Source organism: Nocardia sp. NPDC004654 (genome assembly GCF_040609595.1).
In the GTDB taxonomy this organism is placed as follows: domain Bacteria; phylum Actinomycetota; class Actinomycetes; order Mycobacteriales; family Mycobacteriaceae; genus Nocardia.
On sequence record NZ_JBEXKI010000001.1, the window covers coordinates 224,165 to 250,313 of the forward strand.

Annotated in this window: 16 protein-coding genes; all 16 read right to left on the minus strand. The window is 68.1% G+C overall.

Translation table 11 applies throughout. The annotated features are described in order from the left end of the window. Positions 1 to 51: 51 nt before the first annotated feature. Positions 52 to 1,596: an acyl-CoA carboxylase subunit beta gene (locus tag ABZV58_RS01040; protein ID WP_354998145.1), complete on the minus strand. Its 1,545-nt coding sequence runs from the start codon at positions 1,594 to 1,596 to the stop codon at positions 52 to 54. Continuing rightward, entirely contained in the window at positions 1,593 to 6,929 is a 5,337-nt protein-coding gene (gene pks13, locus ABZV58_RS01045; protein WP_354998146.1) for a polyketide synthase Pks13, read from the minus strand. The genes ABZV58_RS01040 and pks13 overlap by 4 nt, the downstream gene beginning before the upstream one ends. Positions 6,930 to 7,040: 111 nt before the next feature. Further along, positions 7,041 to 8,960, minus strand: a complete 1,920-nt coding sequence (gene fadD32, locus ABZV58_RS01050) for a long-chain-fatty-acid--AMP ligase FadD32 (RefSeq protein ID WP_354998147.1) — start codon at positions 8,958 to 8,960, stop codon at positions 7,041 to 7,043. A 192-nt stretch (positions 8,961 to 9,152) separates the two neighbouring features. Next, on the minus strand, positions 9,153 to 10,172 hold the full coding sequence (locus ABZV58_RS01055; RefSeq protein WP_354998148.1) for an LLM class F420-dependent oxidoreductase: 1,020 nt from the start codon (positions 10,170 to 10,172) through the stop codon (positions 9,153 to 9,155). Positions 10,173 to 10,339: 167 nt separating this feature from the next. Beyond that, the gene (locus ABZV58_RS01060; RefSeq protein ID WP_354998149.1) at positions 10,340 to 11,320 is read right to left on the minus strand and encodes a cutinase family protein; all 981 of its coding nucleotides are present in this window, start codon (positions 11,318 to 11,320) and stop codon (positions 10,340 to 10,342) included. After that, on the minus strand, positions 11,320 to 11,868 hold the full coding sequence (locus tag ABZV58_RS01065) for a DUF732 domain-containing protein (protein WP_354998150.1): 549 nt from the start codon (positions 11,866 to 11,868) through the stop codon (positions 11,320 to 11,322). The genes ABZV58_RS01060 and ABZV58_RS01065 overlap by 1 nt, the downstream gene beginning before the upstream one ends. Before the next feature lie 102 nt (positions 11,869 to 11,970). Next, positions 11,971 to 13,773 (minus strand): alpha/beta hydrolase-fold protein, encoded by a 1,803-nt coding sequence (locus ABZV58_RS01070; RefSeq protein WP_354998151.1) that lies wholly within the window; start codon positions 13,771 to 13,773, stop codon positions 11,971 to 11,973. A gap of 207 nt (positions 13,774 to 13,980) precedes the next feature. Beyond that, the gene (locus tag ABZV58_RS01075) at positions 13,981 to 15,018 is read right to left on the minus strand and encodes an alpha/beta hydrolase family protein (RefSeq protein ID WP_354998152.1); all 1,038 of its coding nucleotides are present in this window, start codon (positions 15,016 to 15,018) and stop codon (positions 13,981 to 13,983) included. A 297-nt stretch (positions 15,019 to 15,315) separates the two neighbouring features. Beyond that, on the minus strand, positions 15,316 to 16,305 hold the full coding sequence (locus ABZV58_RS01080) for an alpha/beta hydrolase family protein (protein WP_354998153.1): 990 nt from the start codon (positions 16,303 to 16,305) through the stop codon (positions 15,316 to 15,318). A gap of 423 nt (positions 16,306 to 16,728) precedes the next feature. Beyond that, on the minus strand, positions 16,729 to 17,784 hold the full coding sequence (locus ABZV58_RS01085; protein WP_354998154.1) for an alpha/beta hydrolase family protein: 1,056 nt from the start codon (positions 17,782 to 17,784) through the stop codon (positions 16,729 to 16,731). A gap of 301 nt (positions 17,785 to 18,085) precedes the next feature. Continuing rightward, entirely contained in the window at positions 18,086 to 19,081 is a 996-nt protein-coding gene (locus ABZV58_RS01090) for an alpha/beta hydrolase family protein (RefSeq protein ID WP_354998155.1), read from the minus strand. Positions 19,082 to 19,407: 326 nt separating this feature from the next. Next, positions 19,408 to 21,324, minus strand: coding sequence for a flagellar motor control protein ZomB (gene zomB, locus ABZV58_RS01095; protein WP_354998990.1), 1,917 nt, complete (start codon positions 21,322 to 21,324; stop codon positions 19,408 to 19,410). 7 nt (positions 21,325 to 21,331) lie between these two features. Further along, entirely contained in the window at positions 21,332 to 22,258 is a 927-nt protein-coding gene (locus tag ABZV58_RS01100) for a decaprenyl-phosphate phosphoribosyltransferase (RefSeq protein ID WP_354998156.1), read from the minus strand. Between the two features lie 74 nt (positions 22,259 to 22,332). Further along, a complete protein-coding gene (locus ABZV58_RS01105) occupies positions 22,333 to 22,905 on the minus strand; it encodes a phosphatase PAP2 family protein (protein WP_354998157.1) in 573 nt (190 codons plus the stop codon). Further along, on the minus strand, positions 22,906 to 24,837 hold the full coding sequence (locus ABZV58_RS01110; RefSeq protein ID WP_354998158.1) for a glycosyltransferase: 1,932 nt from the start codon (positions 24,835 to 24,837) through the stop codon (positions 22,906 to 22,908). Continuing rightward, on the minus strand, positions 24,834 to 26,063 hold the full coding sequence (glf, locus tag ABZV58_RS01115; protein WP_354998159.1) for a UDP-galactopyranose mutase: 1,230 nt from the start codon (positions 26,061 to 26,063) through the stop codon (positions 24,834 to 24,836). Before glf ends, ABZV58_RS01110 begins: the two co-directional genes overlap by 4 nt. Between the last annotated feature and the right edge of the window lie 86 nt (positions 26,064 to 26,149).

A 26,149-nucleotide genomic window follows, 5' to 3' on the forward strand; every position in this document is an offset into this window, starting at 1 on the left:
AATCGGGCCGTCTCCCAAGGGAGTACGGCCCGATTTCGATTCGCTGGGAAGTTACAGCGGCAGCAGGTGATGCTTGCGCGGGTTGCGCTCGAGCTGCTTGTCCTGCAGCAGCTGCAGAGCGCGGCGTAGCTCCAGGCGGGTGCTCGACGGCTCGATGACGGCGTCGATGTACCCGCGCTCGGCGGCCACCCACGGCGTCGCCACGGTCGCGTTGTAGAAGTCGATCATCTGCTTGCGCACCGCGTCGCGCTGCTCCTCCGGCGCCGCCTCGATCTGCCGCGCCCCGATCAGGCTCACCGCGCTCTCCGCGCCCATCACCGCGATGCGGGCGGTCGGCCAGGCCAGGTTCACGTCGGCGCCGAGCTGTTTGGAGCCCATCACGGCGTAGCCGCCGCCGTAGGACTTGCGGATCACCACCGTCACCTTGGGCACGCTCGCCTCCACGAAGGAGAACAGGAAGCGGCCGCCGCGCTTGATGACGCCGATCTTCTCCTGTTCCACACCGGGCAGGAAGCCGGGCGTGTCCACCACGAAGACCAGCGGGAGCTCGAAGGCGTCGCAGAGGCGGACGAAGTGCGCGGCCTTGTCCGAGGCGCGGGCGTCCAGGGCACCGGCGTACACCATCGGCTGGTTGGCGACCACGCCGACGCTGCGACCGTCCACCCTGGCGAAGCCGGTGATGATGTTGCGTCCCGCGGTCGCGCCGATCTCGTGGAAATCGCCGTCGTCGAAGATGCGCAGCAGGATCTCGTGCATGTCGTAGCCCGCGTTGTCGGAGTCGGGCACGATCGAGTTCAGTTCGCGGTCGGAATCGGTGACTTCCGGCTCCAGGCCGGGATTCACGATCGGCGCCCGCTCCGTGCAGCTGGTCGGCAGGAAGCTCAGGTAGTCGCGGACCCACTGGAACGCGGCCGTCTCGTCCTTGGCGACGTGATGGATGTTGCCGTACTCGGCCTGGCTCCGCGCGCCGCCCAGCTCCTCCAGGCTGACGTCCTCGCCGGTGACCTCGCGGATCACCTTGGGGCCGGTGACGAACATGTACGCCTCTTCGGTCGCCACCACCACGTCGGTGTTGATGGGGGCGTACACCGCGCCGCCCGCGCACTTGCCGAGAATCATCGAGACCTGCGGAACGAGGCCGGACAGCGGCTCCTGGCGTCTGCCGAGCTCGGCGTACCAGGCCAGCGAGGTGACCGCCTCCTGAACGCGCGCGCCGCCGGAGTCGTTGATGCCGACGACCGGGCAGCCGACCTTGGCGGCGTACTCCATGATGTAGGCGACCTTGCGGCCGAACATCTCGCCGACCGACCCGCCGTACACGGTCTGGTCGTGGGAGAACACCGCCACGGGTCTGCCGTCCACCAGGCCGTGGCCGGTGACCACGCCGTCGCCGTACAGCGCGGTGGGATCACCGGGCTTGCGCACCAGAGCGCCGATTTCCACGAAGGTTCCCGGATCGAGCAGCATGTTGATCCGGTCGCGGGCGCTGGGGATGCCTTTCTTGGCCCGTTTCGCGACCCCCGCTTCACCCGCCGGTTCCTGCGCCAGATCCAGACGTTTCCGCAGGTCGGCGAGTTTCTCGGCAGTAGTGCTCACTGTGCGCCTTTCGCCTCGATTTCCCCGAGCTTCGCGGTCAGGTCGGCACCGATCTTGCCGATCCGCGGCTCGTCGACGATCTGCAGATGATCACCCGGAATGTGGATGACCTCGAGGTTGGGGATGTACTCGTCCCAGCCGCCGTTGGGGCGCCGGTCCGCGTAGCGCGGCTCGAGTTCGATCATCCCGTCGTGGTAGCGATCGGCGAGATAGAGCACAACGTTGCCGTCATAGCGGGTCGGCGTGGTCTTGGCCAGGTGCCGTCCTTCGACCCAGGAGGTGCGCTGGTGTTCGAGCACACCACCCGGGATCTTGGCGCCGGTCAGCTTGATGAGGTTGGTGACGATCGTGTACTGCTCGTCGTCGTCGGCACCGGCCAGCTCCATGAGCTGCTCCTCGGGCAGTTCGCCCTCGATGCCGTAGGTCTTCTTCGCGAATTCCTGGTAGCGCTGGATGCGCCGGACTCGCTCGGCCGGGCTGTTGTCCTCCGGCTCGGCCGGGATCGCGAGGTCGATCAGTCCGACGTAGCGCACGTCGGCGCCTTCCGCGCGCAGCAGCTGTCCCACCGTGAGCGCGAAGACCGCGCCGAGCGACCAGCCGTACAGCACGTAAGGTCCGTTGCCCTGGATCTTGCGCAGCTCGGGCAGGTACTGCCGCGCGCGCTCCTCGATATCGCCTTCGACGCGCTCGAAGCCGTACATCGGGGTGTCGGCCGGAAGCCGCTTGAGCAGCGGTTCGTAGACCAACGTGTTGCCGCCCGACGGGTGGAAGACGAAGACCGGCACGGCATTCGAGCCCTCGGGACGCGGGCGCAGGGGACGGATGAAGCCCTCCACGTCGGCACCACTGTCTTGCAGTCCGCGCACGATTTCGGCGAGCTGCTCGATGGTCTCCGAGTCGAGCACGTCGTCGACGGTGACCTCGGCGCCGACCCGGTCGGTGAGGCGGGCCGCCAGCTTCTCGGCGACCTCCTCCTCCAGGATCGGCAGGGTGTTGAAGATGCCGCCCGCCGACTTGCCCGTGACAACGGCCCAGCTGGCGTAGGTCAGCCGCTCGGCGGCGTCGCGCGGCGGCACGCCGTCCTCGTCGGCCTGCGACTGCTGCTCGCCGAAGAGCGCGGCAGCGGCGTCTTCCTCCGGCTCCGAGGGCGCCTCGACCGTCGCGGCGACCGCGGCCGATTCCGCCTCGGCGACAATCTTTTCCGCCTCGGCCTCGATCGTGGTGTTCTCGGCGTCGAGCCCCGGCACCGGCGCGCCAGCGGCCTTCACCGCGGCGGCCGGATCCTCGCCCGATTCCAGGGCCGAACGCGCCGCGGCGATGAAGTCGCCGTCGACGGCGATCTCCTCGCCCGCGGCCTGCTTGTCGGCCATGGCCTGCACCTCGTCGCGGTGCTCGATGGCGTAGCGCAGCACCTTGCCGACCTCGTTGAGGTTCGCGTCGCGCACGGCCTGGATCTGCAGCTGCGGGATGTCGAATTCGTACTCGACGCGGTTCTTGATGCGCATGGCCATCAGCGAGTCCAGACCCAGCTCCATGAGCGGGATCTCCATCGGCAGGTCCTCGACCGCGTAGCCCATGGACTCGGCGACGATGATCGCGAGCCGCTGCTCGATGGTCTGGCTGCCGTTGGGGTCCCAGCGGTCGCCGAAGGTCTCCACGACCTCGGGCTCGGTGACCGTCGCGACCGCGGTTTCGGTAACCGGCTGCGCGACAGCGGTTTCCGGCAGCGCGGCGCCGGAGGTCACGACAGCTTCGAAGAGCAAGCGGAAGGCGTTGCCCTCCTTGGCGTGCACCTGCACCGACGCGCCGCCGAGGTGCGGGGTCAGCGTGGTGGTGAGGGTGCCTGCCGCGGGCAGCGCGCCGTGCGGCACGGATGCACCGAGGGCGACATCACTGAGCACCTGCGCCGCCGCGGCGCGTACGAGCGCGGGCAGCTCGGTGACGGCGCCCGCCTGGACCTCCCAGACGTGGCGGCCGTCCGGCAGCGCGACGTGCGCGCCGGGGACCTTGGTGTTGCCGCTGCCGCTGGTCATCTGCGCCTTCGGCCAGTACTCCTTGCGCACGAACACCGTTCGCGGCACGTCGGCGTAGTCACCGGCGGGCAGCAGCGAGGGCAGGTCGACGGCGTGACCGTGCACGTAGAGCTGGGCCAGCGCGGAGATCACGCCCGCCGACTCGTCTTCCTTGCGCTTGAGCGTCGGGATGAGCTGCGCGTCGTGCAGCCCCGCGGCGAAGGTGGTGCCCAGAACCTGCATCAGCGCAACGGAATTCGGCGCGAGTTCCAGGAACGTGGTGTGCCCGGAGTCCACCGCGAGCTTCACCGCGTTGGTGAAGTACACGCTGTGGCGCATGTTCTTGACCCAGTAGTCCTCGTCGTGGATCGGGTCGTGGCCGGGACGGTAGTACTGCTCCTTGTTCACCGTCGAGTACAGGCCCGTCTTCATGCGGGTCGGCTCGATACCGGCCAGCTCCGCGGCCAGCTCGCCGAGCAGCGGATCCATCTGCGAGGTGTGGCCCGCGCCGCGGGTCTGCAGCACGCGGGCGAACTTGCCCGCCTCCTCGACCTTGGCGACGATCGCCTGCACCTGCTCGGTCGGGCCGCCGATCACCGTGTTGGTCGGCGCGGCGTACACCGCGACCTCCACGTCGGGGTACTCCGGCAGCATCGCCTCGACGTCGGCGGCGCTCAGCTCGACCAGCGCCATGTTGCGCACGTCGTCGTCGCTGATCATCTGCTCGCCCTCGCCCATCAGGCGCGAACGGGCGCAGATCACCCGCACCGCGTCCTCGAGCGCGAGACCGCCCGCGATGTAGGCGCCCGCGACCTCGCCCATCGAGTGGCCGACGACGGCGGTGGGCTCGGCGCCGTGTGCGCGCAGCAGCGCGGCCAGACCGATCTGGATGGTGAAGATGCCGACCTGCGAGGTGCCGACGGTGTAGTCCTGGGCGTCGTCCAGGATCAGCTCGCGAATCGAGTAACCGGCCTCGTCCTGCACCAGCTCGTCGGCCTGGTCGACGGTGGCGCGGAAGATCGAGTTCTCCAGGTAGAGCTGCTTGCCCATCTTGCGGTGCTGCGCGCCGAATCCGGCGAGCACCCACATCGGGCCCTGCGCGGCCGGGGCGTCGGCGGTGAAGACGCCGGTGCCCGGCTTGCCCGCGGCGATCGCGCGCAGACCGGCGACGGCCTCTTCGTGCGTCTTGGCGACCACGACGCCGCGCGAACGCCAATGGCTGCGCTTGGCCAGCGAACGGGCCACGTCGGCGAGCGGGACGTCGCGACCAGCGTCGGACTCCAGCCAGTCGGCGAGCACGGCGGCGGCGCGCTTGCGGCGTGAGGGCAGGTAGCCGGACACCGCGAGGATCACCGGCAGCGGCTCTTCGCGGTCGGCCGACCATTCGGCGGGCGCCGCGGTTTCCACCTCGGCTGCTTCCACCTCGGCGGCCGCAGCCTCGACGGCTTCCGCCTCGGCCTCGGCGACGATCTCGGTGGCCTCGGCGACCACGTCGGTGGTCTCGTCGTCCAGACGCTGTTCAGCAGACACCTCGACCGGCGCACCCTGAGCGGGTGCGGCAGCAGACGCCACCTCAGCGGGTGCGGCAGCAGACGCCACCTCAGCGGGTGCGGCAGCAGACGCCACGTACTCCTGAAGCACGACATGCGCGTTGGTGCCGCCGAAGCCGAAGCCGGAGATGCCGACGGTGGCGACGCCGCTGTAGCGCGGGAACTCGGTCGGCGCGTCGACGACCTTCAGCCGCGCCTGCTCGAACGGGATGAACGGGCTCGGGCCCGCGTAGTTGATGTTGGGCGGAATGACGTTGTGCTGGAACGCCATGATCACCTTGGCCAAGCTGGCCGCGCCCGCGCCGGACTCGAGGTGGCCGAAGTTGGTCTTGGCCGAGCCGAGCAGCGCGGGCTTGTCGGCGTCGCGACCGCGACCGACCACTTGGCCGAGCGCGTCGGCCTCGATCGGGTCGCCGATCGGCGTGCCGGTGCCGTGCGCCTCGATGTAGTCGACGGTGGAGGGCTTGATGCCCGCATCGCGGTAGGCCGCGCGCAGCACGTCGGCCTGCGCGTCCGGGTTCGGCGCCAGCAGACCGTTGGAACGGCCGTCGTTGTTGACCGCGGAACCCTTGATGACGGCGAGAATCCGGTCGCCGTCCCGCTCCGCGTCGGTCAGTCGCTTCAGCACGACCAGGCCGCCGCCCTCGGACCGCACCATACCGTCGGCGTCGGAGGAGAAGGCCTTGATGTGGCCGTCCTTCGCGACGCCGCCGCCCATGTCGAAGCCGAGCGTGGCCATCGGCGTCAGGATCATGTTGATGCCGCCCGCCAGCGCCAGATCGGCATCGCCGTCGCGCAGCGCACGCACCGCCTGGTGCACGGCGACGATCGTCGACGAGCAGGCCGTATCGACGGAGACCGACGGACCACGGAAGTCGAAGAAGTAGGACACCCGGTTGGGGATGATGCTGGAGACGCTGCCCATGATGGCGTATCCCTGCGCCGTCGCGGGCAGGTTGCCGTCGCGCTCGCCGCCGAGGCCGAGCGCCGCGATCAGCTGGAAGTCGTTGGCGGACGAACCGATGAAGACGCCGACCGATTCACCGCGCAGCTCGCTCGCCGGAATCCTGGCGTGCTCGAGCGCCTCCCAGGTCAGCTCCATCATGAGTCGCTGCTGCGGATCGACGCGCTCGACTTCGATCGGCGACATCGCGAAGAACTCGGCATCGAAGCCCTTGACGACCTCTTGGTCCAGGTAGCCGCCGAGCGTATTGCCCTCGGCGACAGCCTTCGCGACTTCGGGCTCGCTCAGGAACTCCGACCAGCGGCCTTCGGGCCTTTCCCGGATGCCGTCGCCGCGGTTGATCAGGAATTCCCAGGTCGACTCCGGGGTGTCGCCCGCACCGGGCAGCCGGGTGGAAAGACCGACGATCGCGATGTCGTGCGCCTCGCCCGGGGTGAAACGGGCGGTGTAGAAAGCGTCGTCCGCCGACTCCTCGGGCGCCTCGGGCTCACCGTGCACGATGACCTCGGCCAACGACGCGATGGTCGGATGCTTGTAGACGACGGTCGCGTTCAGCATGACACCGGTGAGTTCCTCGATGTCGCCGCCGAGAGCGAGGGCGTCGCGCGAGGCGAGTCCGAACTCCTCCATCGGCCGATCCACCGTGATCTGCTCGATCGGCTGCCCGGTCGCGTCGGCGACCCAGCGGCGCAACCACTCTCGCAGTTCGGCCACCGAGATGTCCGTGGCGGCAGGCGCGGCCGCGCCTTCCGTGGCGGCGGAGGCGATTTCGGTCGTCTGGGTGGGCGTGCCCTCGTTGTCAGCCATCAATTCCTCAAGCTACCTGTCTGCGTAACCGGGCGCGCCGTGAATTGACGCTCGGCGTGGATGAGATCCGCGCCGAGCGTCGCTGGTCGGCTTCTAACTCACCCTGGGCAATTACTCTTCCGGTGCATCGGGGAAAGCCTGCTGGGTGTAACCACCTCGCAGCGTTCCCTCCAGATAAGCGGTCTTGCAGGCGCGCCGGGCGATCTTGCCGCTGGAGGTGCGCGGAATCGAGCCCGCGGGAACCAGCAGCACGTCGCGCACGGTGACACCGTGGCGCTGCGAGACGGCCGCGCGCACCGCGTCGGCGATCGGCAGCGGATCGGCCTTGCCCGCGCCCGGGCCGCGCTCGCCGACGATGACGAGCTGCTCGGAGGCGTCATCGGCGTCGAACGTCTTCAGGCCGGAGTGGCTACCCTGCTCGAACACCTCGGGCGGCAGCTGGTTGGCGGGCACCGAGAACGCGGCGACGAAGCCGGGGCGCAGCGCCTTGCTCGCTTCCTGCGCCGAGTACTCGAGGTCCTGCGGGTAGTGGTTGCGGCCGTCCACGATCACCAGGTCCTTGACGCGGCCGGTGATGTAGAGCTCGCCCTCGAAGTACACGCCGTAGTCGCCGGTACGCATCCAGTGCCCGTCGGCCTCGGCGCCCTCGGCGTGGCTGCCCTCGGCGAGCCGCTCGGTGACCTTGTTCTGGAAGGTCTTCGCGGTCTCGTCGGGACGGCCCCAGTAGCCGATGCCCATGTTGTTGCCGTGCAGCCAGATCTCGCCGACCCGGCCGTCGGGCAGCTCGTGGCCGCCGCCGTCGCTCTCGACGGTCTCCGGGTCCACGATCACGGCCCACTGCGACTTCGCCACGTAACCGCAGGACACCTGCGCGATGGCGTTCTCGGCGTTCTGGTCGATCTTCACCATCCGACCGGCGTTGAGCTCGTTGCGGTCGACATAGACGACCTTCGCCTCGTCCTCGGCCTTGGTCGCGGAGACGAACAGGGTCGCCTCGGCCATGCCGTAGCAGGGCTTGATCGCGGTCTTGGGCAGGCCGTACGGCGCGAACGCCTCGTTGAACTTCTTCATCGAGGAGGTGGTGACCGGCTCGCTGCCGTTGATCAGGCCGATGACGTTCGACAGATCCAGCGACTCGCCCGGCTTCGGCAGACCGCGCGCCGCGGCGTGCTCGAAGGCGAAGTTCGGTGCGGCGGCGAAGGTCCCGGCGCCGTCGGAGACCGCGGCGAGTTCCTTGATCCAGCGGTACGGGCGGCGCACGAACGCGCTCGGCGACATGATGGTGATGTACTTGCCACCCACCGCGGGCAGGATCACCGTCAGCAGACCCATGTCGTGGAACAGCGGCAGCCAGGTGACGCCGCGCGAGTTCCAGTCCAGGTTGATGGAGTGGACCATCTGCAGCAGGTTGGTGCCGACGGCCCGGTGGGTGATCTCCACACCGGCCGGAACCCGGGTCGAACCCGAGGTGTACTGCAGGTAGGCGATGTCGTCGATCTTGATGTCCGGGCGGACCCAGGTCTCGCCGACGCTGTCCGGGATCGCGTCGACCGCGATGATGCGCGGGCGCTGCGCCGCGGGTAGCGCGCGGAAGAACTGACGCACCCCGGCCGCGGAGGAGCTCGCGGTCAGGATGGCCGAGGGCTCACAGTCGCCGAGCACCGCGTGCAGGCGGTCGGTGTGACCGGGCTCGTCCGGGTCGAACAGCGGCACCGAGATGGTGCCCGCGTAGATGGCGGCGAAGAAGGAAACCACGTAGTCGAGGCCCTGCGGAGCGAGGATCGCGACCCGGTCGCCCGGCTTGGTCACCTGCTGCAGACGGGCGGCCACCGCGCGCAGCCGAACACCGAATTGCTGCCACGTCAGCTCGTGCACCTCGCCATCGCGTTCCCGCGAGTAGTCGATGTAGCGGTACGCGAGCGTGTTCGCGTCGTTGCGGGTGTGCTTCTCGACGTGATCAACCAGGGTGTGATCCTCGGGAATACGGATGTTCCCGGTTTCGTCCAGGTAGTCGTCGAAAGTCTCTTCCATTCCTTCTTCTCCTCCGAGGCACACGCAGCAGGACGGCGGCGACGCCGCCTGTTACCTGTGAGGCCCCGACTCGCTTTCGCCCGCGGGTGCTCGTCGTCCTAGAGCCAAACCTGCAAATTCGACGCGGTCTGCGCGGTGACCGCTATTGGCTAGATGTTCTCAAACCAGAGACATGTTACAGAGAAGACCGGGTCACTCTTCCCGCAGCAGGGGGATAACCGGTGCGAACGCGTCCATCTGGGTGGGGAAGACGCCGACATACGACATCGACGTGAGTTGCCGCACACGACGGATCTGTTCGGCGATCTCCTCGAACGTCCCGATCGCCACGTAAGGCGAATTCAGGATGTCCTCGACCGAGAGCTTGGTGTCGACCTCGAGGTCGGGATGCAGACCGCGGTCGATGGCCGAGAGCGCCATTTCGGCGGTCTTCTCCCGATCGTCGGTGATGACGATCGCGGTGATGGCCCAGTTCAGTTCGATCTGGTCGAACCGCTCGCCCGCGGCCTCTCTGATCAGGTTCACCTTCTCGATGGTCTTCTCCATGGTGATGCCGGAGAGCAGACCCTTACCGTTCTTGGTGGTGACCGGAACGATCGAGATGATGTCGGCGTGCTTGGCGGCCAGGCGCAGCATCTTCGGTCCGCCGCCGCCGGTGCAGATCGGCGGGCGCGGGCCCTGCCGCGGACGCGGGGTGCCCTTGATGCCCTTGACCTGGTAGTACTTGCCCTCGAAAGTGCACTCCTGGCCGCGCAGCAGCACGTCGAGGATGGTCAGCGCCTCGTCCAGCTTGGCCAGACGCACGCCCGGCGAGTCGTAGACCAGGCCCGCGGCCAGGTACTCGTCCTGCTTCCAGCCCGCGCCGACGCCCACCTCGAGGCGGCCCTTCGACAGCACGTCGATGGTGGCCAGGTCCTTGGCGAGCACCACGGGGTGGCGGAAGCCGTTGGCCAGCACCGACGTACCAAGGCGGATCTTCTCGGTGGCCTGGCTCAGTGCGCCGAGCGCGGCGATCGGGCCGATCTGATCACCGAGGTGATCGGGCACGAAAAAGGTGTCGAACCCGTACTCCTCGGCCTGCTGCGCCGTCTGGATGAACTTGCGGGCGCCGCCTTCCTGCTTGTTCCCCTCGCCCGCAGCCCCGAAGCGAAAAGGACGCAACGGGGTGCCCAATGCGGTCAGCTCACCGGCCGATGCGGCGGCTTGTGTCATGAACTCATGCTCCTGGCTGTAAGGAAATACGGCGCGACTCGCGCCCCTGATACTCGGGGGTAGTCGCGATCATCAGCGCACTTTACAACGTGCCGGGGAACTCCCGTACGGTTGCTGCGGCACAGGCTGGCCGAACACACGACGACGTCGGCGTGGTTTGTGCCATCTCACGAATGCGGCGGCCGAGGGGCGCCCTCGATCAGACCGCTCGCCCAGCTCGCCGTCCACTGGGTCGCCGTGGTGCCGTCGCCGTCCACCACGTATCCGTTGTACAAGGCGTGCACCGGATTTCCGACCGCCCGCACGAGCGCGAGCACGCTGGGGATCCAGTTCACCGGGTTCAGCGCCTGCGGCGGCGAATCGCAGATCATGTCGCCCGGTGCGCAGATGGTGTAGGTGCGGTCGGCGAGCGCGCCGAAACCGTCGCGCGGGCCGGTCATCGTGATGCCGGGGACCTTCAGGCCCGTCAGCGCGACCTCCGCGCCCACGCCGGGCGGCGTGGCGCCGATCGGGATGGCGCGTCCCGGGCCGGTGTCGAGGGTGCGTCGCCCGTCGGCGATCAGCGTCACGCCGAGGACGCGGTCGGCGGGAACCGGACCCTTGCCCGCGCCGATCTGCGCGGCGACGTCGCCGGCGATCACCGCGCCCTGGGAGAACCCGGCGATCACGTAAGTCGTCAAGGGGCATTCACGGGATCGCTCGGTCATCATGTCGACCATCCGCTGGGTGCCCTCGGAACGGCTGTTGTTGTAGGACTCCTGACCGTCCGGCGGGATGGCGATCGGGTTCGAGAACTGCGCGACGTACGGCACGGTGTAGACGTCGACCCGCTCGGCGGGGAACTGCTGCCGCACCGGCCCGGAGATGTTGAGCATCAGCGACAGCGGGTTGGCCGCCGGGTTGCGCGGGTCGTCGGCGCTGCTCGACTCCCAGGTGCCCGGCACCGAGATCATCTGCACGTCCGGGCAGGTGGCGGGCTGCGAGGTCGGCGGCTTGGGCGGCGGTTCGGGGCCCGGCTTGGGCACCCGCAGCCGTCCGGCCAGCAGGAACCACAGCAAGATCACCACGACGACGATCAACGCGACGACCGCCAGCGCGACCAGGCACCCCACCGGCCGAAGCCGGCGGGGTCTCGAACCGCCCGCCATCACTGGCAGTAGTTCTGCTTGGCCGTCTGAATGTAGATCTGACCGGCCTGCTCGACCGGCATCTTGGCCGGGTCGAAGGACGGGTCGGAACCGGCCATAGCGTTGACGAACGTGGTCAGGTCCTGCTCGGACGCGCCAGCGGCGACGCCCTGGCAGACGTAGCTACCGATGCTCAGCGCGATATCCGGGCTGGACGGGGTGATGCCCTGCGCCTTCAGCGCGTCGAGGAACTTGCGGTCCTTCTCGGTGAGATTGGAGGTGTCGGCGGGCGGCACCACATTCGTCGGCACCGGCTCCGGACGCTCCGGCGCGACGGTCTCGACGGGCGGCGGCGCCTGCTCGGGCGCGGGAGCCGGGGTGGTCTCGTGGCCTTCGTGGCCGGTCTCGGCCGGGCTGGTCGGCGCGGCGGCGGGCGCCGACGTCGTCGTGGTCGGCTTCAGAGTCGGCGTGCTCGTCGCGGTCGAGTCGTTGTCACCGCAGGCGCTGAGCAGGCCGGTCGCGGCGATCGCCACGGCGACGCCGAGTACCTTTCCTCGGGTCCGATGCATGTATTTCTGTCCTCGATCTATTGGGCAAGGGGGATCGGTCGCCCCCAGGGTAATGGCAACCACGGGCCGACCGGCGTCAGTCAGCCAACAGACCGGTCGGAATCAAAGACCGTGAACCTCCGATTTGCCGTTCACCACCGTGATGAACCCGGCTTGGAAGTTCTGCCGCACACCGCCTGGAATCGCGAACTCGTCGCTGATCGGATACCCGAGTTTGCCGTTCTCGAAGCCGACGCTCTGCCAGGCGTCCATCATCGGCCCGGTGCGCACCGCCCAGGCTCCGGAGAGCGGACTCCAATAGATGTTGCCGCCCTCGAATCGGCTGTAGCGGCCGAGATCCTTCAGCGGAAGTTCCTCCGCCGCAGGGAAACCGAGCCAGCTGTTCTCGTATCCCAGCTGGGCGTACTTGCCGAGGATCAGCCCGTGCACCCGGTGCACGCCGGTCTTGGCGCTGTAATAGAACGGACCGCCTTCGAAGGCCTGCACCGCGCCATCCTTGTTCGGCGTCTTGATCTCCGGCGCGGTCGGATAGCCCGCCGGTCCGCGTTCGAAGCCCTGCGCGCCCCATTCGTCGAGGATCGCGCCACGCACCACTTGCGCTCCGGTCTGTGGCGTCCAATACAGCGAGCCGTGCTGGAACGGCTGGAACCGGCCGCGTCCATCGGGCAGCCCGCGTTCACCGCCGGTCGGCAGGCCGAGCGGGCCCGCGGGTCCGTGCGCGGCCTGGTAGCCGCCGCCGATCATGCCGCCGACCGCGTGCGCGCCGCTCTCCGGCGCGAAGAAGACCCGCCCACCGTGGAAGTCCTGCGCGACACCGCCCGCCACCTGGTACTCCCCGGTGAGACATTCGCCGAGCCAGCCGTTCGCGGCCACCGCGGCGCCGATCGACTCGGCGGGCGCGCACGCGGGCTTGTCGGATTCGATCCCGAGCGCGGCCGCCGCCTGGGGCCAGGACTGACGCATCTCGAAGTCCCAGTACGGCCACGAGTGGGTGCCCGATGGCCGGTAGTTGACCTGCGCGGGGATGGACAGCTCGGCCAGCTTGGTGACGAAGTTCTGCGAGGTGAGCCGGGACAGGATCTCCAGCCCCATGCCCGCGTAGTTGGTGCTCACGCCGGGAATGCCGGAGGCCTGATCGAACGGCCCGGTGGCGCCGCTGCCGCTGGAGACGTAGATGCTGGTGCCCTCGAGCCGGTCGGCGAGGAAGTACGGATCGTGGTTCTCCCACTCCGGGCTGGTCGGCGGACCCCACATCGCGGCCGAGTCGAAACCGCCCGCGTCGCGCATGGCGAACTCGATGGCCTGCGGCATGCCGAGCGTGGTCGTGGTGAGGAAACCCGAGTACGAAGCGGCGTACTTGGCGAAACCGGGATTGCGTCCGGCGAGGAACATGGCCGCGGTGCCGCCCATCGAAAGGCCCGCCATGCCGCGCACAGCGGTGGCCCGCCACTGGCTCTCCAGCAGCGGCGGCAACTCCTTGGTGAGGAAGGTCTCCCACTTGTAGTTCTTGCCGTTGTTCGGCTGCAACCAGTCGGAGTAGAAGCTGGACTGGCCGCCCACCGGCAGCACCACCGTGACGTTCTTGTCGGCGTAGAAGCCCGCCGCCCCCGCGTCCTTGGTCCAGCCGCTCTCGTCCTCGGTGGCGCGCAGGCCGTCGAGCAGGAACAGCACGGGGAACCTGGCGTCCGGCCGGTTGTTCCAGTCCCTGGCAAGCAGCAACTGCACCTGTATCGGCGCGCCCATCGACGGCGAGTTCACCCACAGCGCCACCCGGCGGTCACCGTGCCAGACCACGTTCTGCACGGTGGCCTCGGCGAGGGCTGCCGTGGGCTGGGCGGCGACAGGCGAGGTCAGCGGGGTGGTGATTCCCGCGGCGAGAGGTAGCACCAGGGCGGTGGCAAGCATGGCGAAACGGCCGCGCGCCGTGCGTCCGCCGCGTCGTCGGACTCTCCCCCATCTACCACACGCAACTCCAGCCACATGAGTTTTCTACTCCGGCAAACCCTCAGTTTCCGGTAGCCGCGCCCATAGCGAACCGGCGTGTCGGAAAACGACGACGCCGCCGCTTCGCGAGGAAGCGACGGCGTCGTGCGGTTGTTCAGTGCGCGGTGATCACCAGGCGCCGGTGGCGTCCAGGATGCCCTTGCGCGAGTTCCACAGCTGGCCCTCCCAGTACTTCCAGGAGTGGGTGCCCGCGGCCGGGAAGTCGAAGAAGGCCGGGATGCCGAGCGAGTTCAGGCGGACCTGGAACGCGCGGGTGTTGACCAGCGACAGAGCCTCGAGCGCCATCGCGTTACCGGTGTTGAACAGGCCGACCGGGGAGGCGGGCCGGTCGAACTGACCGGGCAGACCCGACGCCGCCGAGATGTACATCGGCAGGCCCTTCAGCTGCGGCGCGAACACGAACGGGTCCATGCGCAGCCACTGCGGGCTCCACGGCGCGGCCATCGAGTCCACGTTGTAGCGGCCCGCGTCCAGCATCGCGATGCGGATCGCCTCGCGCATGCCCGGCGCGGAGATGTTCAGGTAGCCGGAGTAGGACGCGGCGAACTTGAACTGGTCGCGGTGGTAGGCGGCCAGCGCCAGCGCGGCGCTACCGCCCATGGACAGACCGATGACCGCGTTGTTGTTCTTGGAGACGCCGTAGCCCGCGAGGAAGTTCGGCAGCTCGTTGGTCAGGAAGCTTTCCCACTTGTAGGTGGTCTTCTGACCGTTGGTGTTGCTCGGCGCGTACCAGTCGGTGTAGAAGCTCGACTGACCGCCGACCGGCATCACCAGGGTGATGTTGTCGTTCTTGAACTGCTCCATCGCGTTGGTCTCGAACGACCACGCGTTGCGGTCGTCGCGAGCGCGCAGGCCGTCGAGCATGTACAGCGCCGCGTTGCCGCCGCGCGATGCCCACTGCACCTGAACCTTGATCGGACCCATCTGCGACGGGACCATCAACTCCTCGTAGCCACCGGCCGGCGCGCGCAGCACCGGGGCGTGCACGGGAGCGGCTGTGGCGACGGTCGGGGAAGCCAGTCCGGCGGCGATCGGCAGCGCTAGCGCAGCGGCTCCGACAGCCAGAATTCGATTACGCCAACCACGAGGTGCGCCTCGCCGACCCGACTTGACACTCTTCGGCGCGGCGGCCCTGCCGAAACGCATGAATCCTGCTCACTTTCTGCTGTTGCGGTGCCGCCGCGCCGAACCGGCGGGGCGACACCCGTGCTGCCAACGAGACGCGCGTCACACCGATGCCGGTTCCCGACATTCCGGCATCAATCGACGGCGCTACAACGATATGGTCACACTTACGCTCGCAGGAGGATATTCGACGTCCGAATCCTTAGCAAGGCTGCGGTCGACCGGGTGGCCGAAATCCGCCCGCGCACAATCTGTGATCGTGCGGTGACCATACCGCGTTCCAGCAGTGATGTCGTCCCCGAAGGTCAATTTGTTACGTCATCCGAGATGGGCGCTCATATCGGGGAGCATCGCCAGCACCTGGTCCTGCCAGTAATGCCAGTTGTGCACCCCGACCGCCGGGTAGTTGTAGACCACGTTCCCGCCGCCGAGGGTGTCCATCCTGGCCTGGAACGCGCGCGTGTTGGCGAGCGCGAGCGTCTCCAATGCCATGGCGTTGCCGAGGTGATAGGCGTCGATCGGCGCGGTGATCGCGTCGCGCGGTCCGTTCGCGCCGCTGCCAGCGGAGATCCAGAGCCGAGTGCCGTTCTGCCGCAACAATTGCGCGAACATGAACGGGTCGTGGCGCAGCCAGCGCGGGTCCCACGGCGGGCCCCACATGGCGTCGATGTTGAAACCGCCCGCGTCGAGCAGCGCCAGCCGCAATGCCTCGCGCATGCCGGGCGCCGAAATGTTCAGATATCCGGAATACGAACCCGCGTAACGGAATTGATCGGGGTGATAGGCGGCCAGCGCGAGCGCGGCGCTACCGCCCATGGAAAGACCGAAGATGCCGTTGCCGTTCGGATTGAAACCGAGCCGGTCGCGCAGCGCCCAGCGCAGATTCTCGGTCAGGAACGTTTCCCAGGCGTAGGTGATCGTCTGGCCGTTGGTGTTGCTCGGCGCGATCCAGTCCGAATAGAAGCTGGACTGACCGCCGACCGGCATCACGACGTTGATGTTCCACTGCGTCAGGGTCCGCGAGATGTCGGTGTCGATCTCCCAGCCGCTCAGGTCGTTGCGTGCGCGCAGACCGTCCAGCGCGTAGACGACGCGGTTGGTGTTGCCGTCGGCCGCGCGGAAGATGCGCGTCTTGATCGGCCCCATGCTGGAATCGACCCAGAAATCGAAACCGGCCGGATCGAAGCCCGCCGTGGCCGGTGCGGTCAGCCCGGCGGTCGCCGCGCCGAAGGGCACCGCGAGCGCGAGCGCCAGACCGGCGACCGAACGCCGCCACCATCGCCGCCCCCCGGCAACCCTCCCGTTCATGCCCCGGCCCCGCCCGCGCTCAGCATCATCGTGCGTGGTGTGCGCCAGCCTATGATTCGCTCACTGCGTTCGCTCAACCCGTCAACTCGCATCGACCAGACCTTTCGCCCGCGCGGTCTTCATCGACCGCAACCGTCGTGCATGAGGATCGCCACTGGCGCCGAGAACCGGACTAGCACGGGTTTCGGCGGTACTGCCGTTTCGAAGCGGTACTGCTCTTCTATATGTGCATATTCGAAGCAAACCGACGCGAGACGCGCGCCTATATCGGATCGTGATCAAAACCGGACGGCGGCCGGTTCCGCTCCCGGTGGGGCGCCTCCTTATATAGGGGGCCGGTTCTCGATCGCCCGCCAGCGATCGTCCAGCCAACGCGAAGGACCGCTCGGAACCCGATGGCCCCGAGCGGTCCTCGGTGGTTCGTCAGCCGATGTTCGCGGACAGGTCCGGAAGCATGCGCTTCGCCTCGTCGGCCCAGTTGTTCCAGGCGTGAATGCCGTAGGCCGGGAAGGAGTAGACGGCGTTGCCGCCGCCGAGCGTCGCCATGCGCGCCTGGAAAGCCCGGGTGTTGACCAGCGCGAGCGACTCGAGCCCCATGCCGTTGAGGGTGTTGAAGCTAGGCGAATCGGTGGCCGTGGGCAACCCGCTCGCCGCGGCGACCCACAAGCGGGTTCCGTTGCGAATCAGGTTGGGTGCGAAGACGAACGGGTCCATTCGCAGCCACTGCGGGCCCCAGGGCGGCGCCATCGAGTCCACGTTGTAGCCGCCCGCGTCGAGCATGGCCACGCGGATCGCCTCGCGCATGCCGGGGGCGGAGTTGTTCAGGTAGCCGGAGAAGGAACCGGCGAAGCTGAACTGGTCCGGGTGATAGGCGGCCAGGGTCAGCGCGGCGCTGCCGCCCATCGAGAGGCCGAAGACGCCGTTGCGATTCGGGTTGAATCCGAGGCGATCACGCAGCGCCGAGCGCAGATTCTGGGTCAGGAAGGTTTCCCACTGATACCGGTAGCTCTTGCCGGGACCGCCCGCGAGCACGTTCATCGCGCCGGAGCCGGAGCTGGAGCCGGAACCCGCTGGGATACCGAGGAGTTCGCTCGGCGCGTTCCAGTCCGCGTAGAAGCTGGACATGCCGCCGACCGGCATCACGACGTTGATGTTCTGGCTGGCCAGCAGCGCCGGGACGTCGGTTTCGATCTCCCAGCCGTTCAGGGTCTCGGGCGCGCGCATGCCGTCCAGGACGTAGACGACGCGGTGGGTGTTGCCGTCGGCGGCGCGCAGAACGCGGGACTTGATCGGGCCCATGCCCGAGTCGACCCAGAAGTCGAAGGCCGCCGGATTGAACGCCGCCGAGGCCGCGGCTCCGGTGCCCGCCACGGAAACCCCCAGTGGCGCCAACATCGCGACAGCGACTCCGAACGCCCACTTGCGCATCCACGATCCGGATGACGGCTTCGGGCGGTGTTTCCCACGGGCAGTACGCATTCGACTCGACCTTTCCTCGGCGACCGGAGGAGGCAAACAGCAAGCAACTCGACCGGCCCCCTCATCGGGCACGAAGATCACGCGTCCGCGCTGAAAACGGACGTTTCGACCTTTGTGCATGCACTATGTGTATCAATCGGCAACGAATGCTTATATGTTGCTGGAAAGTGATCCAGCCCACAAGGATTCATGGCTTTCCCGCTGCTGATTCGTTGCCTACCCCGCTTGCGGATGCCCGTTCGGCGGACGAAAAAACCGCCCGGCGCGGGGAGCGCCGGGCGGTTTCGGGTCGAGCCTGGAATCAGCCGATGTTGGCCGAGAGGTCCGGAATCATCCGGTGGACCTCGGACTCCCAGTTGCGCCAGTTGTGGATGCCGACGGACGGGAAGCTGTAGGTGACGTTGCTGGCGCCGAGCGTCATCATCCGCACCTGGAACGCCCTGGTGTTGACCAGCGCGAGCGCTTCCAGCGGCACGCCCTGGACGACGTCCATCAGCGAGTGCACGTCACCCGCGGCGGGCAGACCGCTGCCCGCGGCGATCCACAGGCGGGTGTTGTTGGCCTTGAGCTGCGGCGCGAACACGAACGGGTCCATGCGCAGCCACTGCGGGCCCCACGGCGGCGCCATCGCGTCGATGTTGTACCCACCGGCGCTCAGCATCGCGACGCGCAGCGCCTCGCGCATGCCCGGCGCGGAGATGTTCAGGTAGCCGGAGTAGGACCCGGCGAAGCTGAACTGATCCGGGTGGTAGGCCGAGAGGGTCAGCGCGGCCGAACCGCCCATCGACAGGCCGAACACGCCGTTGCGGTTCGGGCTGAAGCCGAGCCGGTCGCGCAGCGCCCAGCGCAGGTTCTGGGTCAGGAAGGTCTCCCACTTGTAGGTGCTGACCTTGCCGACGGTCTCGTTCCAGCCGGACGAGCCGGTCATCGAGGAGCCCGAGGACGAGCCGGAGGGGCCCGAGCCGGTCGGGATGCCGAGGAAGGTGCTCGGCGCGTTCCAGTCCGCGTAGAAGCTGGACGGGCCGCCGACCGGCATGACCACGTTGATGTTCCACTTGGTCAGCTCGCGGGCGACCTCGGTGTCGATCTCCCAGCCGCTCAGGTCACCGCGGGCGCGCATGCCGTCCAGCGCATAGACCACACGGTTGGTGTTGCCGTCGGCCGCGCGGAAGATACGCGACTTGATCGGCCCCATGCTGGAGTCGACCCAGAAGTCGAAGCCCTCCGGGTTGAACGCCGCGGACGCGGTGGCGCCCTGGCCTGCCACCGACGCCCCGAGCGGTAGCACGACTGCCATCGAAACCAGGACCGACTTCTTGAGCCATCCACCGGCTCTGCGAGCACGCAGGCGACCAGCCTGCGCGCTGCGCCCGATCACGCCTCGCATTATTTTTTTGGGCCTTTCCCTACATGCGACCGGAGAGGGCCGCGCCTCGACGGAGACCGCCGGTCCCCGTCCACGTCGAGTGGACACCCCGGCGGGCATACCGGATGAGCCTAACCCGCCATCGATGCAAGGGCGTTATCAAAAAGAGATAAAGCGGCGTACGACACGTTTATGAGAAGTTCACCAGAAACCACTGGGCCCACGGAGATCCGTGGGCCCAGTGTGACTCCAGAGGTTCAGTTCGGCGGCTGCGGGAAGGGGTCGACCAGCCCGCAGCGCTGGATCTCGTACTTCGGCACCCGCTCGATCCGGTACTTCGCGAACGACAGCGCGTTGCGCAGGTTGTGCCGGAAACGCTCGAAGGTCAGCGGATCGCGCGAGGAGATCAGCAGCGCCTGCGTGTCCGGGCAGGACATGGCCGTGCGCGCCTGGGTGACCCACTTCTCGTCCAGGTACCAGGGCATCCACGGCTTCTTGTCGACCATGCCCGCGTCCACGACGACCCAGTCCGGGTACAGGCTCTTGTCGTGGCCGATGCGGCCGTCGGCCAGCCGCTCGGTGTGCGCGGCCAGCGGATAGGCCAGGCCCATCTGGTCGATGACGCGCACGTCGAGCGGGACGTTCATGCTGGTCATGCCCAGATTCAGGAAGTACACCGTGTGACCGGCGCCGCCGTCGGGGATGGGCTGCGGCGGGGGCGCGATGTACCAGAACGTGAACGCGGGCGAGTTCAGCAGCAGGCCGCCGTTGGGCGTCTCCTGGATGTTGTTCACCATGGCGCGGATGCGCGGGTAGTCGAGGTAGTCCGTGGCCCGGATCGGGTGGTCGTGGCCGGTGTTGAGCACGTAGTAGACGCGCTCGTCGACGATGCCCGACGAGCTGATCTTGGTGCCGGTCTTGATGGCCGTGGTGCCCGAGGCGAACAGCGCCCAGCCGAGCGTGCCGAGCCAGGCGATCAGGATCACCGCGACCGGCCAGTTCGCCGCGCGCAGGCCGCCTTCGGGCAGCCGCAGCGGAATCACCGCGACCGGGAGCAGCAGCAGGAACAGCTGCGGCAGCAGCATGCGGCCGTGCATGAAGTCGCCGCCGACGCGCAACGCGTAGATCGTCAGCAGAAAACCGCTGACCAGCACCAGTGTGACCACCGCGGCGGGCGAGCGCAGCCACGCGCTGAACCGGCGCAGGCGCCCCTCGGTCGACGGGCTCCCCGCGGGCGCGACCATCGAACGGGCCGCGACGACACCCAGGACCAGCAGCACGAGCAGCGGGATCCACAGGTAGTACGGCCCGACCAGATCCCACAGGTACGTGAAACCCTGGCTCCACTTCGCACCGCCCGCGTCCTTCGCGACGGCGGTGTTCGGGTAGGGCAGGCCGTAGTAGCCCATCCGCCAGATCTGGTAGCCCAACGGCACCAGGCCCGCCACGGCGACGATGACGGCGCGCAGCACGATCGGGCGGAAACGGGTCTCCGGCAGCGGCGCGAAGAAGATCATCAGCAGCGCGAGCGCGCCGACGAGGGTCATCTCCGGACGGATCAGCGGTGCGAGTCCGGCGAAGAACACCAGACCGAACAGCCCGCCGAGGCGCACCCGCTCGGCCTGCGCCCAACGCAGCAGCAACCACCACAGCGCGCCGAGCCAGCAGATGACGAGTCCACTCTCCAGGCCGGAGGTGGCGTAGTCGCGGGCGGGCGGCACCGCGATGTAGACCAGCACACCGGCGGGCAACAGCAGCGCCGACCTGGTGCCGCCCCACAGCCGGGCCGTGCCGAGCATGGCGAACACCATGGCGGCCACCGACAGCGTCAGCGCGATGCCGAGCACCACGTACTCGAGCCGCGCCTGGGTCAGCCAGCTGAAGAACCAGACGATGTAGGTCCACGCCGTGCTGGTGTTGGTCTCGACCCGCTCGTCCATGTTGAACACCGGGCCGTGGCCCGCCAGCAGGTTGCGGACGGTGCGCAGCACGATCAGGCCGTCGTCGGCGATCCAGCGACGCTGCCAGCCGCCGATCGCGAAAAGCGCCGCGGTGAGCGCGATCCCACCGACGAACGTGGCTCGGGATAGGCGCTGGAAAGACGAGGCGGACCGCGCCTGCGCGTTGGCAGTGCGTTCCGCCTCGTCTTCAGTTCGCTCCGCTCCCTCTACCAGCATCTCGTCAGGTGAGATAGACAGCGACACCTACCGCTCCGATCCAGGCGATTGCGAGGAACTGGAGGACGCGATCCCCCAGCGCGATCTCTTCGGGTTCTCCGGCCTCGCCACCGTCGACGTCGACCGCGTAACGCAGGATTGCGATGGTAAACGGGATCATCGAGATCGCGAACCAGGTGGTGTCGTTGGCCCGATCCTGCTCGAAGGCCCACAGCCCGTAGAAGACCACGACCGCGGTAGCCGCCAGCGTCCAGATGAAGCGCAGGTAGGTGGGCGTGTAGTACTCCAGCGACTTGCGGATCTTGGCGCCGGTGCCCAGCGCGATCTGCAGTTCGGCGTAGCGCTTGCCCGCCGCCATGAACAGCGAGCCGAACGACATGACCAGCAGGAACCACTGCGAGAGCGGAATACCCGCCGCTGCGCCGCCCGCGACGGCGCGCAACAGGAACCCACTCGAGACGATGCAGATGTCCAGCACCGCCTGGTGCTTGAGCCCGAAGCAGTAGGCCAGCTGGATGACGATGTAGACCGCCATCACCACGGCCAGCTGCCAGGCCGCGAGGAACGAGCCGACGATCGCGCCGACGAGCAGCACCGCGGAGAGGCCGTAGGCCAGGTTCACGGGGACGATGCCCGCGGCGATGGGCCGGAACCGCTTGGTCGGGTGGGCCCGGTCGGCCTCCACGTCCAGCGCGTCGTTGACCAGGTAGATGCCCGAGGCCGCCATGCAGAACACCACGAAGGCGACACCGACGTGGGCGAGCACGTCGATCTCGGTCGCCGAGCCCGCGGCGAGCGGGGCGGCGAGCACGAGGACGTTCTTGACCCACTGACGCGGCCGGACGGCCTTGATCAAACCACCCGCCAGCGTCTTGGGCGGCCCCTTGACAACGGCCTCTGCCAGATCGGCGCCGGTCGGCTCTTCACTCATGTCAACCAAGGCCTTTTCTTGTGCGAACGGTGTTTGATTTGCGGCGCTCCCGGTGCCCTGCATGGTTACGCAAGCTACCCCCTCCGGGCCCGTCGCTCGCCCCGCGGGTCGAGTCGCTTTTCGGCGGCGAGCAGGGCAGCGGCGGACGCGGCACCGAGCGCGGATCCGGCGAGCACGTCGGAGGGATAGTGCACCCCGAGTACGACTCGGGAGAGCAACATCGGCGGTACGAGCACCGCAGGCAAGGGTAGCCCGGTGAGTCTGCCGAGCAACACCGCAGCCGCCGTGGTGGAGGTGGCGTGCGAGGAGGGGAAGCTCAGCTTGCTCGGCGTCCCCACGTTGACCTGCACCGACGGGTCGTTCGGACGCGGGCGCCGGACCACGCGCTTGATCACGATGGAGGCCGCGTGCGCGCCGACCGCGCCCACCGCGACCCCGGCCCACTGCCGCCGCCGCGGCTTGTCGACCAACCACCCCGCGGCGGCGATGCCGATCCAGCCGAGCGCGTGCTCGCCGAAGTGCGACATTCCGCGCGCGGCCGAGACGACCGACGGATTCGTGCCGATGCTCGCCTGCACGGCGTTGATGATCGCGACCTCCGGCGGCCGGATGGCCGAATCCTGGAGGCTGGGGTTGACCGCACTCACTTATTTGGTTCCGTTCTGATCGATGCCGAAGGCGTTCTCCCAGGCCGCGGTGCTGGTGAGCCGCGGGTGCGCGGCACGGTAGCGCTGCTGCATCTCCGGGAAGCGGGCCGCGAGCTCCTTGCGCAGCCGCATCGCCTCCTTGAACAGGCCGAGAGCCTGGCGCGGATCGCGCTTGCGGTAGACGACGCCGCGGCCGTCGGCCGTGGTGACGGTGACGCCGTCGACCTGCGAGAGCAGGAACCAGCGCGCGTCCAGCGTCGGCACGTTGAGCTGCGGGGTCCGGTGGTGTTCGGTGTGCGCCGGGCGCACGTTGTGCACCAGACCCTTGACCAGCCGGACGACCTTCGCGATCGGGTTCGGCGGCTCGCCCACCGCGCCGACGCCGATGTGGCTGGCCAGCGGCAGCTCCGTCGAGGAGGGCAGGATGACCGCGTCCGGGTACTGCTTGCGCAGCTCGTGCACCGCGCCGAGCGCGCTCGGCAACAGCTGGAACAGCCGCTCCGGGCCCGCGAGGAAGTCGCGGATGGCGAGGTTCTGGATCGCCACCGTCGAATACTCCAGGCAGAGCAGGTGCTTGAGCGTGGCCTTGACGGTGTTGACGACCATGGCGCGCCCGTCGCCCGGCAGGTGCAGCGAGGCGACCACCAGGCGGTTGCGCAGGTGGAAGTACGCCTGCCAGTCGATGGCGTCGTCCTTGTCGCTCCACGCCATGTGCCAGACCGCCGCACCCGGCAGAGTGACGGTCGGATAACCGGCGACGCGGGCGCGCAGGCCGTATTCGACGTCGTCCCACTTCAGGAACAGCGGCAGCGGCTGGCCGAGCTCCTCGGCGACCTGGCGCGGGATCACGCAGGTCCACCAGCCGTTGAAGTCGACGTCGATGCGCCGGTGCAGCAGCTTGGAATTGTCGCGGTCGCGCAGCGGGTACTTGGCGAAATCGTGGTCGTATTCGACGTTGGGCGCCGCCGTCCACATGAAGATGCTCCGGTCGACCACTTCGCCCATGACGTGCAGGTGCGAGCGCTCCTGCAGGTTGAGCATCTGCCCGCCGACCAGCATCGGCGACTTGGTGAACCGAGAGAAGGCGAGCGCGCGCAGGATCGAGTCGGGCTCGATCTCGATGTCGTCGTCCATGTAGACGATGTACTGGGCGTCGGTGGTCTTCAGCGCCTCGTACATGACCCGGCTGTAGCCGCCGGAACCGCCCAGGTTTGGCTGGTCGTGGATGGCGAGCCGGTCGCCGAGCACCGCGGCGGCCTCGGCGAAACCGGGCTCGTCGACGACCTTCTTGGTGCCCTGGTCCGGGATGATGACGGCCTTGATCTTCTCCAGCACCAGCGGGTCGGAGCCGAGCGCGCCGAGGGTCTTCACCGCGTCGGTGGGCCGGTTGAAGGTGGGCATGCCGACCGCGATGCTGCCGTCGCCCGGCGCATCGATCGGCGCGTACCAGCCGCCGGAGAGCAGCGTGACCGCCGTGTCGGTGGTGATGTCGAACCAGATCCAGCCGCCGTCCTCGAACGGGGCGAGATCGGTCTCGAATTCCACCGTCGTCGAGTCGGCGCCCGCCGCGACGGCGAACTCGCTGCCCTGTACGTGGATTCGCGAGCCGTCGGCCTTCGAGCGGTACATGTCCACCCGGCCGTGTCCGGCCAGCTCCAGCCGCAGCACCACCGAGGTCAGCACGCTCCAGCGACGCCAGTAGCTGGCGGGCAGCGCGTTGAAGTAGGTGCAGAACGAGACCTCGGACTCCGCGCCGATGGACAGCGAAGTACGGGTGGTCGCGTGCGCGCGCTTGGCGTTGGTCGCCGATTCCTCCAGGTAGAGGGTGCGCACGTCGAGGGGCTCACCCGGCCTGGGCAGGATGATGCGCTGCAGCAGCGATTTCGCGCGGGTCTCGGTCGTCATCTCTTCCAACATCGGTGAGGAGGTCATTCTGCACTTTCGTCCACGAGGGGCGCGCCCGACTCCAGATGCGGTCGCAGCACATTGTCGAACATGCTCAGCGCGGAGCCGATGGCCATGTGCATGTCCAGGTACTGATAGGTGCCGAGGCGGCCGCCGAAGAGAACCTTCGCCGACGCGGTTTCCCGCTTGGCGCGCTCGCGGTAGGCGAGCAGCTTGGCGCGGTCCTCCGGGGTGTTGATCGGGTAGTACGGCTCGTCGCCGGTCTGCGCGAAGCGGGAGTACTCGCGCATGATCACCGTCTTGTCCGTGGGGTACTCGCGCTCGGGGTGGAAGTGGCGCGGCTCGATGATGCGGGTGTACGGCACGTCCGCGTCGTTGTAGTTCATCACCGAGGTGCCCTGGTAGTCACCGGTTTCGACCACTTCGGTCTCGAAGTCGATGGTGCGCCAGCCGAGTTCGCCCTCGCTGTAGTCGAAGTAGCGGTCCAGCGGACCGGTGTAGACGACAGGGGCGTCCGGGTTCTGCGCGCGCACTTCGTCGCGGACCTCGAACCAGTCGGTGTCCAGCCGGACCTCGATGAGGTCGGAGGCGGCCATGTTCTCCAGCCACTTCGTGTACCCCTGCGCGGGCAGGCCCTCGAAGGTGTCGTTGAAGTAGCGGTTGTCGAAGTTGTAGCGCACCGGGAGGCGGGTGATGTTGCCCGCGGGCAGTTCCTTGGGATCGGTCTGCCACTGCTTGGCGGTGTAGTCGCGGACGAACGCCTCGTAGAGCGGGCGGCCGATCAGCGAGATGGCCTTCTCCTCGAGGTTCTGCGCGTCCTTGGTCTCGACCTCGGCGGCCTGCTCGGCGATCAGCGCCTTCGCCTCGTCGGGGGTGAAGTAGCGGCCGAAGAACTGCGAGATCAGGCCGAGGCCCATCGGGAACTGGTAGGCCTGCCCCTTGTGCATCGCGAACACGCGGTGCTGATAGCCGGTGAACTCGGTGAACTGCGTGACGTAGTCCCAGACCTTCTTGTTCGAGGTGTGGAACAGGTGCGCACCGTACTTGTGGATCTCGATCCCGGTTTGCGGTTCCGGCTCCGAGTAGGCGTTGCCGCCGATGTGATAGCGGCGATCGAGCACTAGCACCCGTTTGCCGAGGACATTGGCGGCGCGTTCGGCAATGGTCAGCCCGAAGAAGCCGGAGCCGACGACGATCAGATCGAACTGTGCGGAGGGGTTGGCGGAGGTACCGGGGGACGATGCGACGGTCACGGGAGCCCAGCGTATCGGAAGTCCGCACGCGGCCCCGGGGGAAGGCGGCGGGCGGCCCCGGCAACCGGAATTTCCCGCGTTGTTCG

Bases quoted from the DNA above. Each gene is read 5' to 3' on its own strand.
- ABZV58_RS01055 (WP_354998148.1), bottom strand. From the start codon at position 10,172: ATGACACAAGCCGCCGCATCGGCCGGTGAGCTGACCGCATTGGGCACC.
- ABZV58_RS01110 (WP_354998158.1), bottom strand. From the start codon at position 24,837: ATGACCTCCTCACCGATGTTGGAAGAGATGACGACCGAGACCCGCGCG.
- ABZV58_RS01060 (WP_354998149.1), bottom strand. From the start codon at position 11,320: ATGGCGGGCGGTTCGAGACCCCGCCGGCTTCGGCCGGTGGGGTGCCTG.
- ABZV58_RS01100 (WP_354998156.1), bottom strand. From the start codon at position 22,258: ATGAGTGAAGAGCCGACCGGCGCCGATCTGGCAGAGGCCGTTGTCAAG.
- pks13 (WP_354998146.1), bottom strand. From the start codon at position 6,929: ATGGCTGACAACGAGGGCACGCCCACCCAGACGACCGAAATCGCCTCC.
- ABZV58_RS01080 (WP_354998153.1), bottom strand. From the start codon at position 16,305: ATGAACGGGAGGGTTGCCGGGGGGCGGCGATGGTGGCGGCGTTCGGTC.
- fadD32 (WP_354998147.1), bottom strand. From the start codon at position 8,960: ATGGAAGAGACTTTCGACGACTACCTGGACGAAACCGGGAACATCCGT.
- ABZV58_RS01070 (WP_354998151.1), bottom strand. From the start codon at position 13,773: ATGCTTGCCACCGCCCTGGTGCTACCTCTCGCCGCGGGAATCACCACC.
- ABZV58_RS01085 (WP_354998154.1), bottom strand. From the start codon at position 17,784: ATGCGTACTGCCCGTGGGAAACACCGCCCGAAGCCGTCATCCGGATCG.
- ABZV58_RS01065 (WP_354998150.1), bottom strand. From the start codon at position 11,868: ATGCATCGGACCCGAGGAAAGGTACTCGGCGTCGCCGTGGCGATCGCC.
- ABZV58_RS01075 (WP_354998152.1), bottom strand. From the start codon at position 15,018: ATGCGTTTCGGCAGGGCCGCCGCGCCGAAGAGTGTCAAGTCGGGTCGG.
- ABZV58_RS01090 (WP_354998155.1), bottom strand. From the start codon at position 19,081: ATGGCAGTCGTGCTACCGCTCGGGGCGTCGGTGGCAGGCCAGGGCGCC.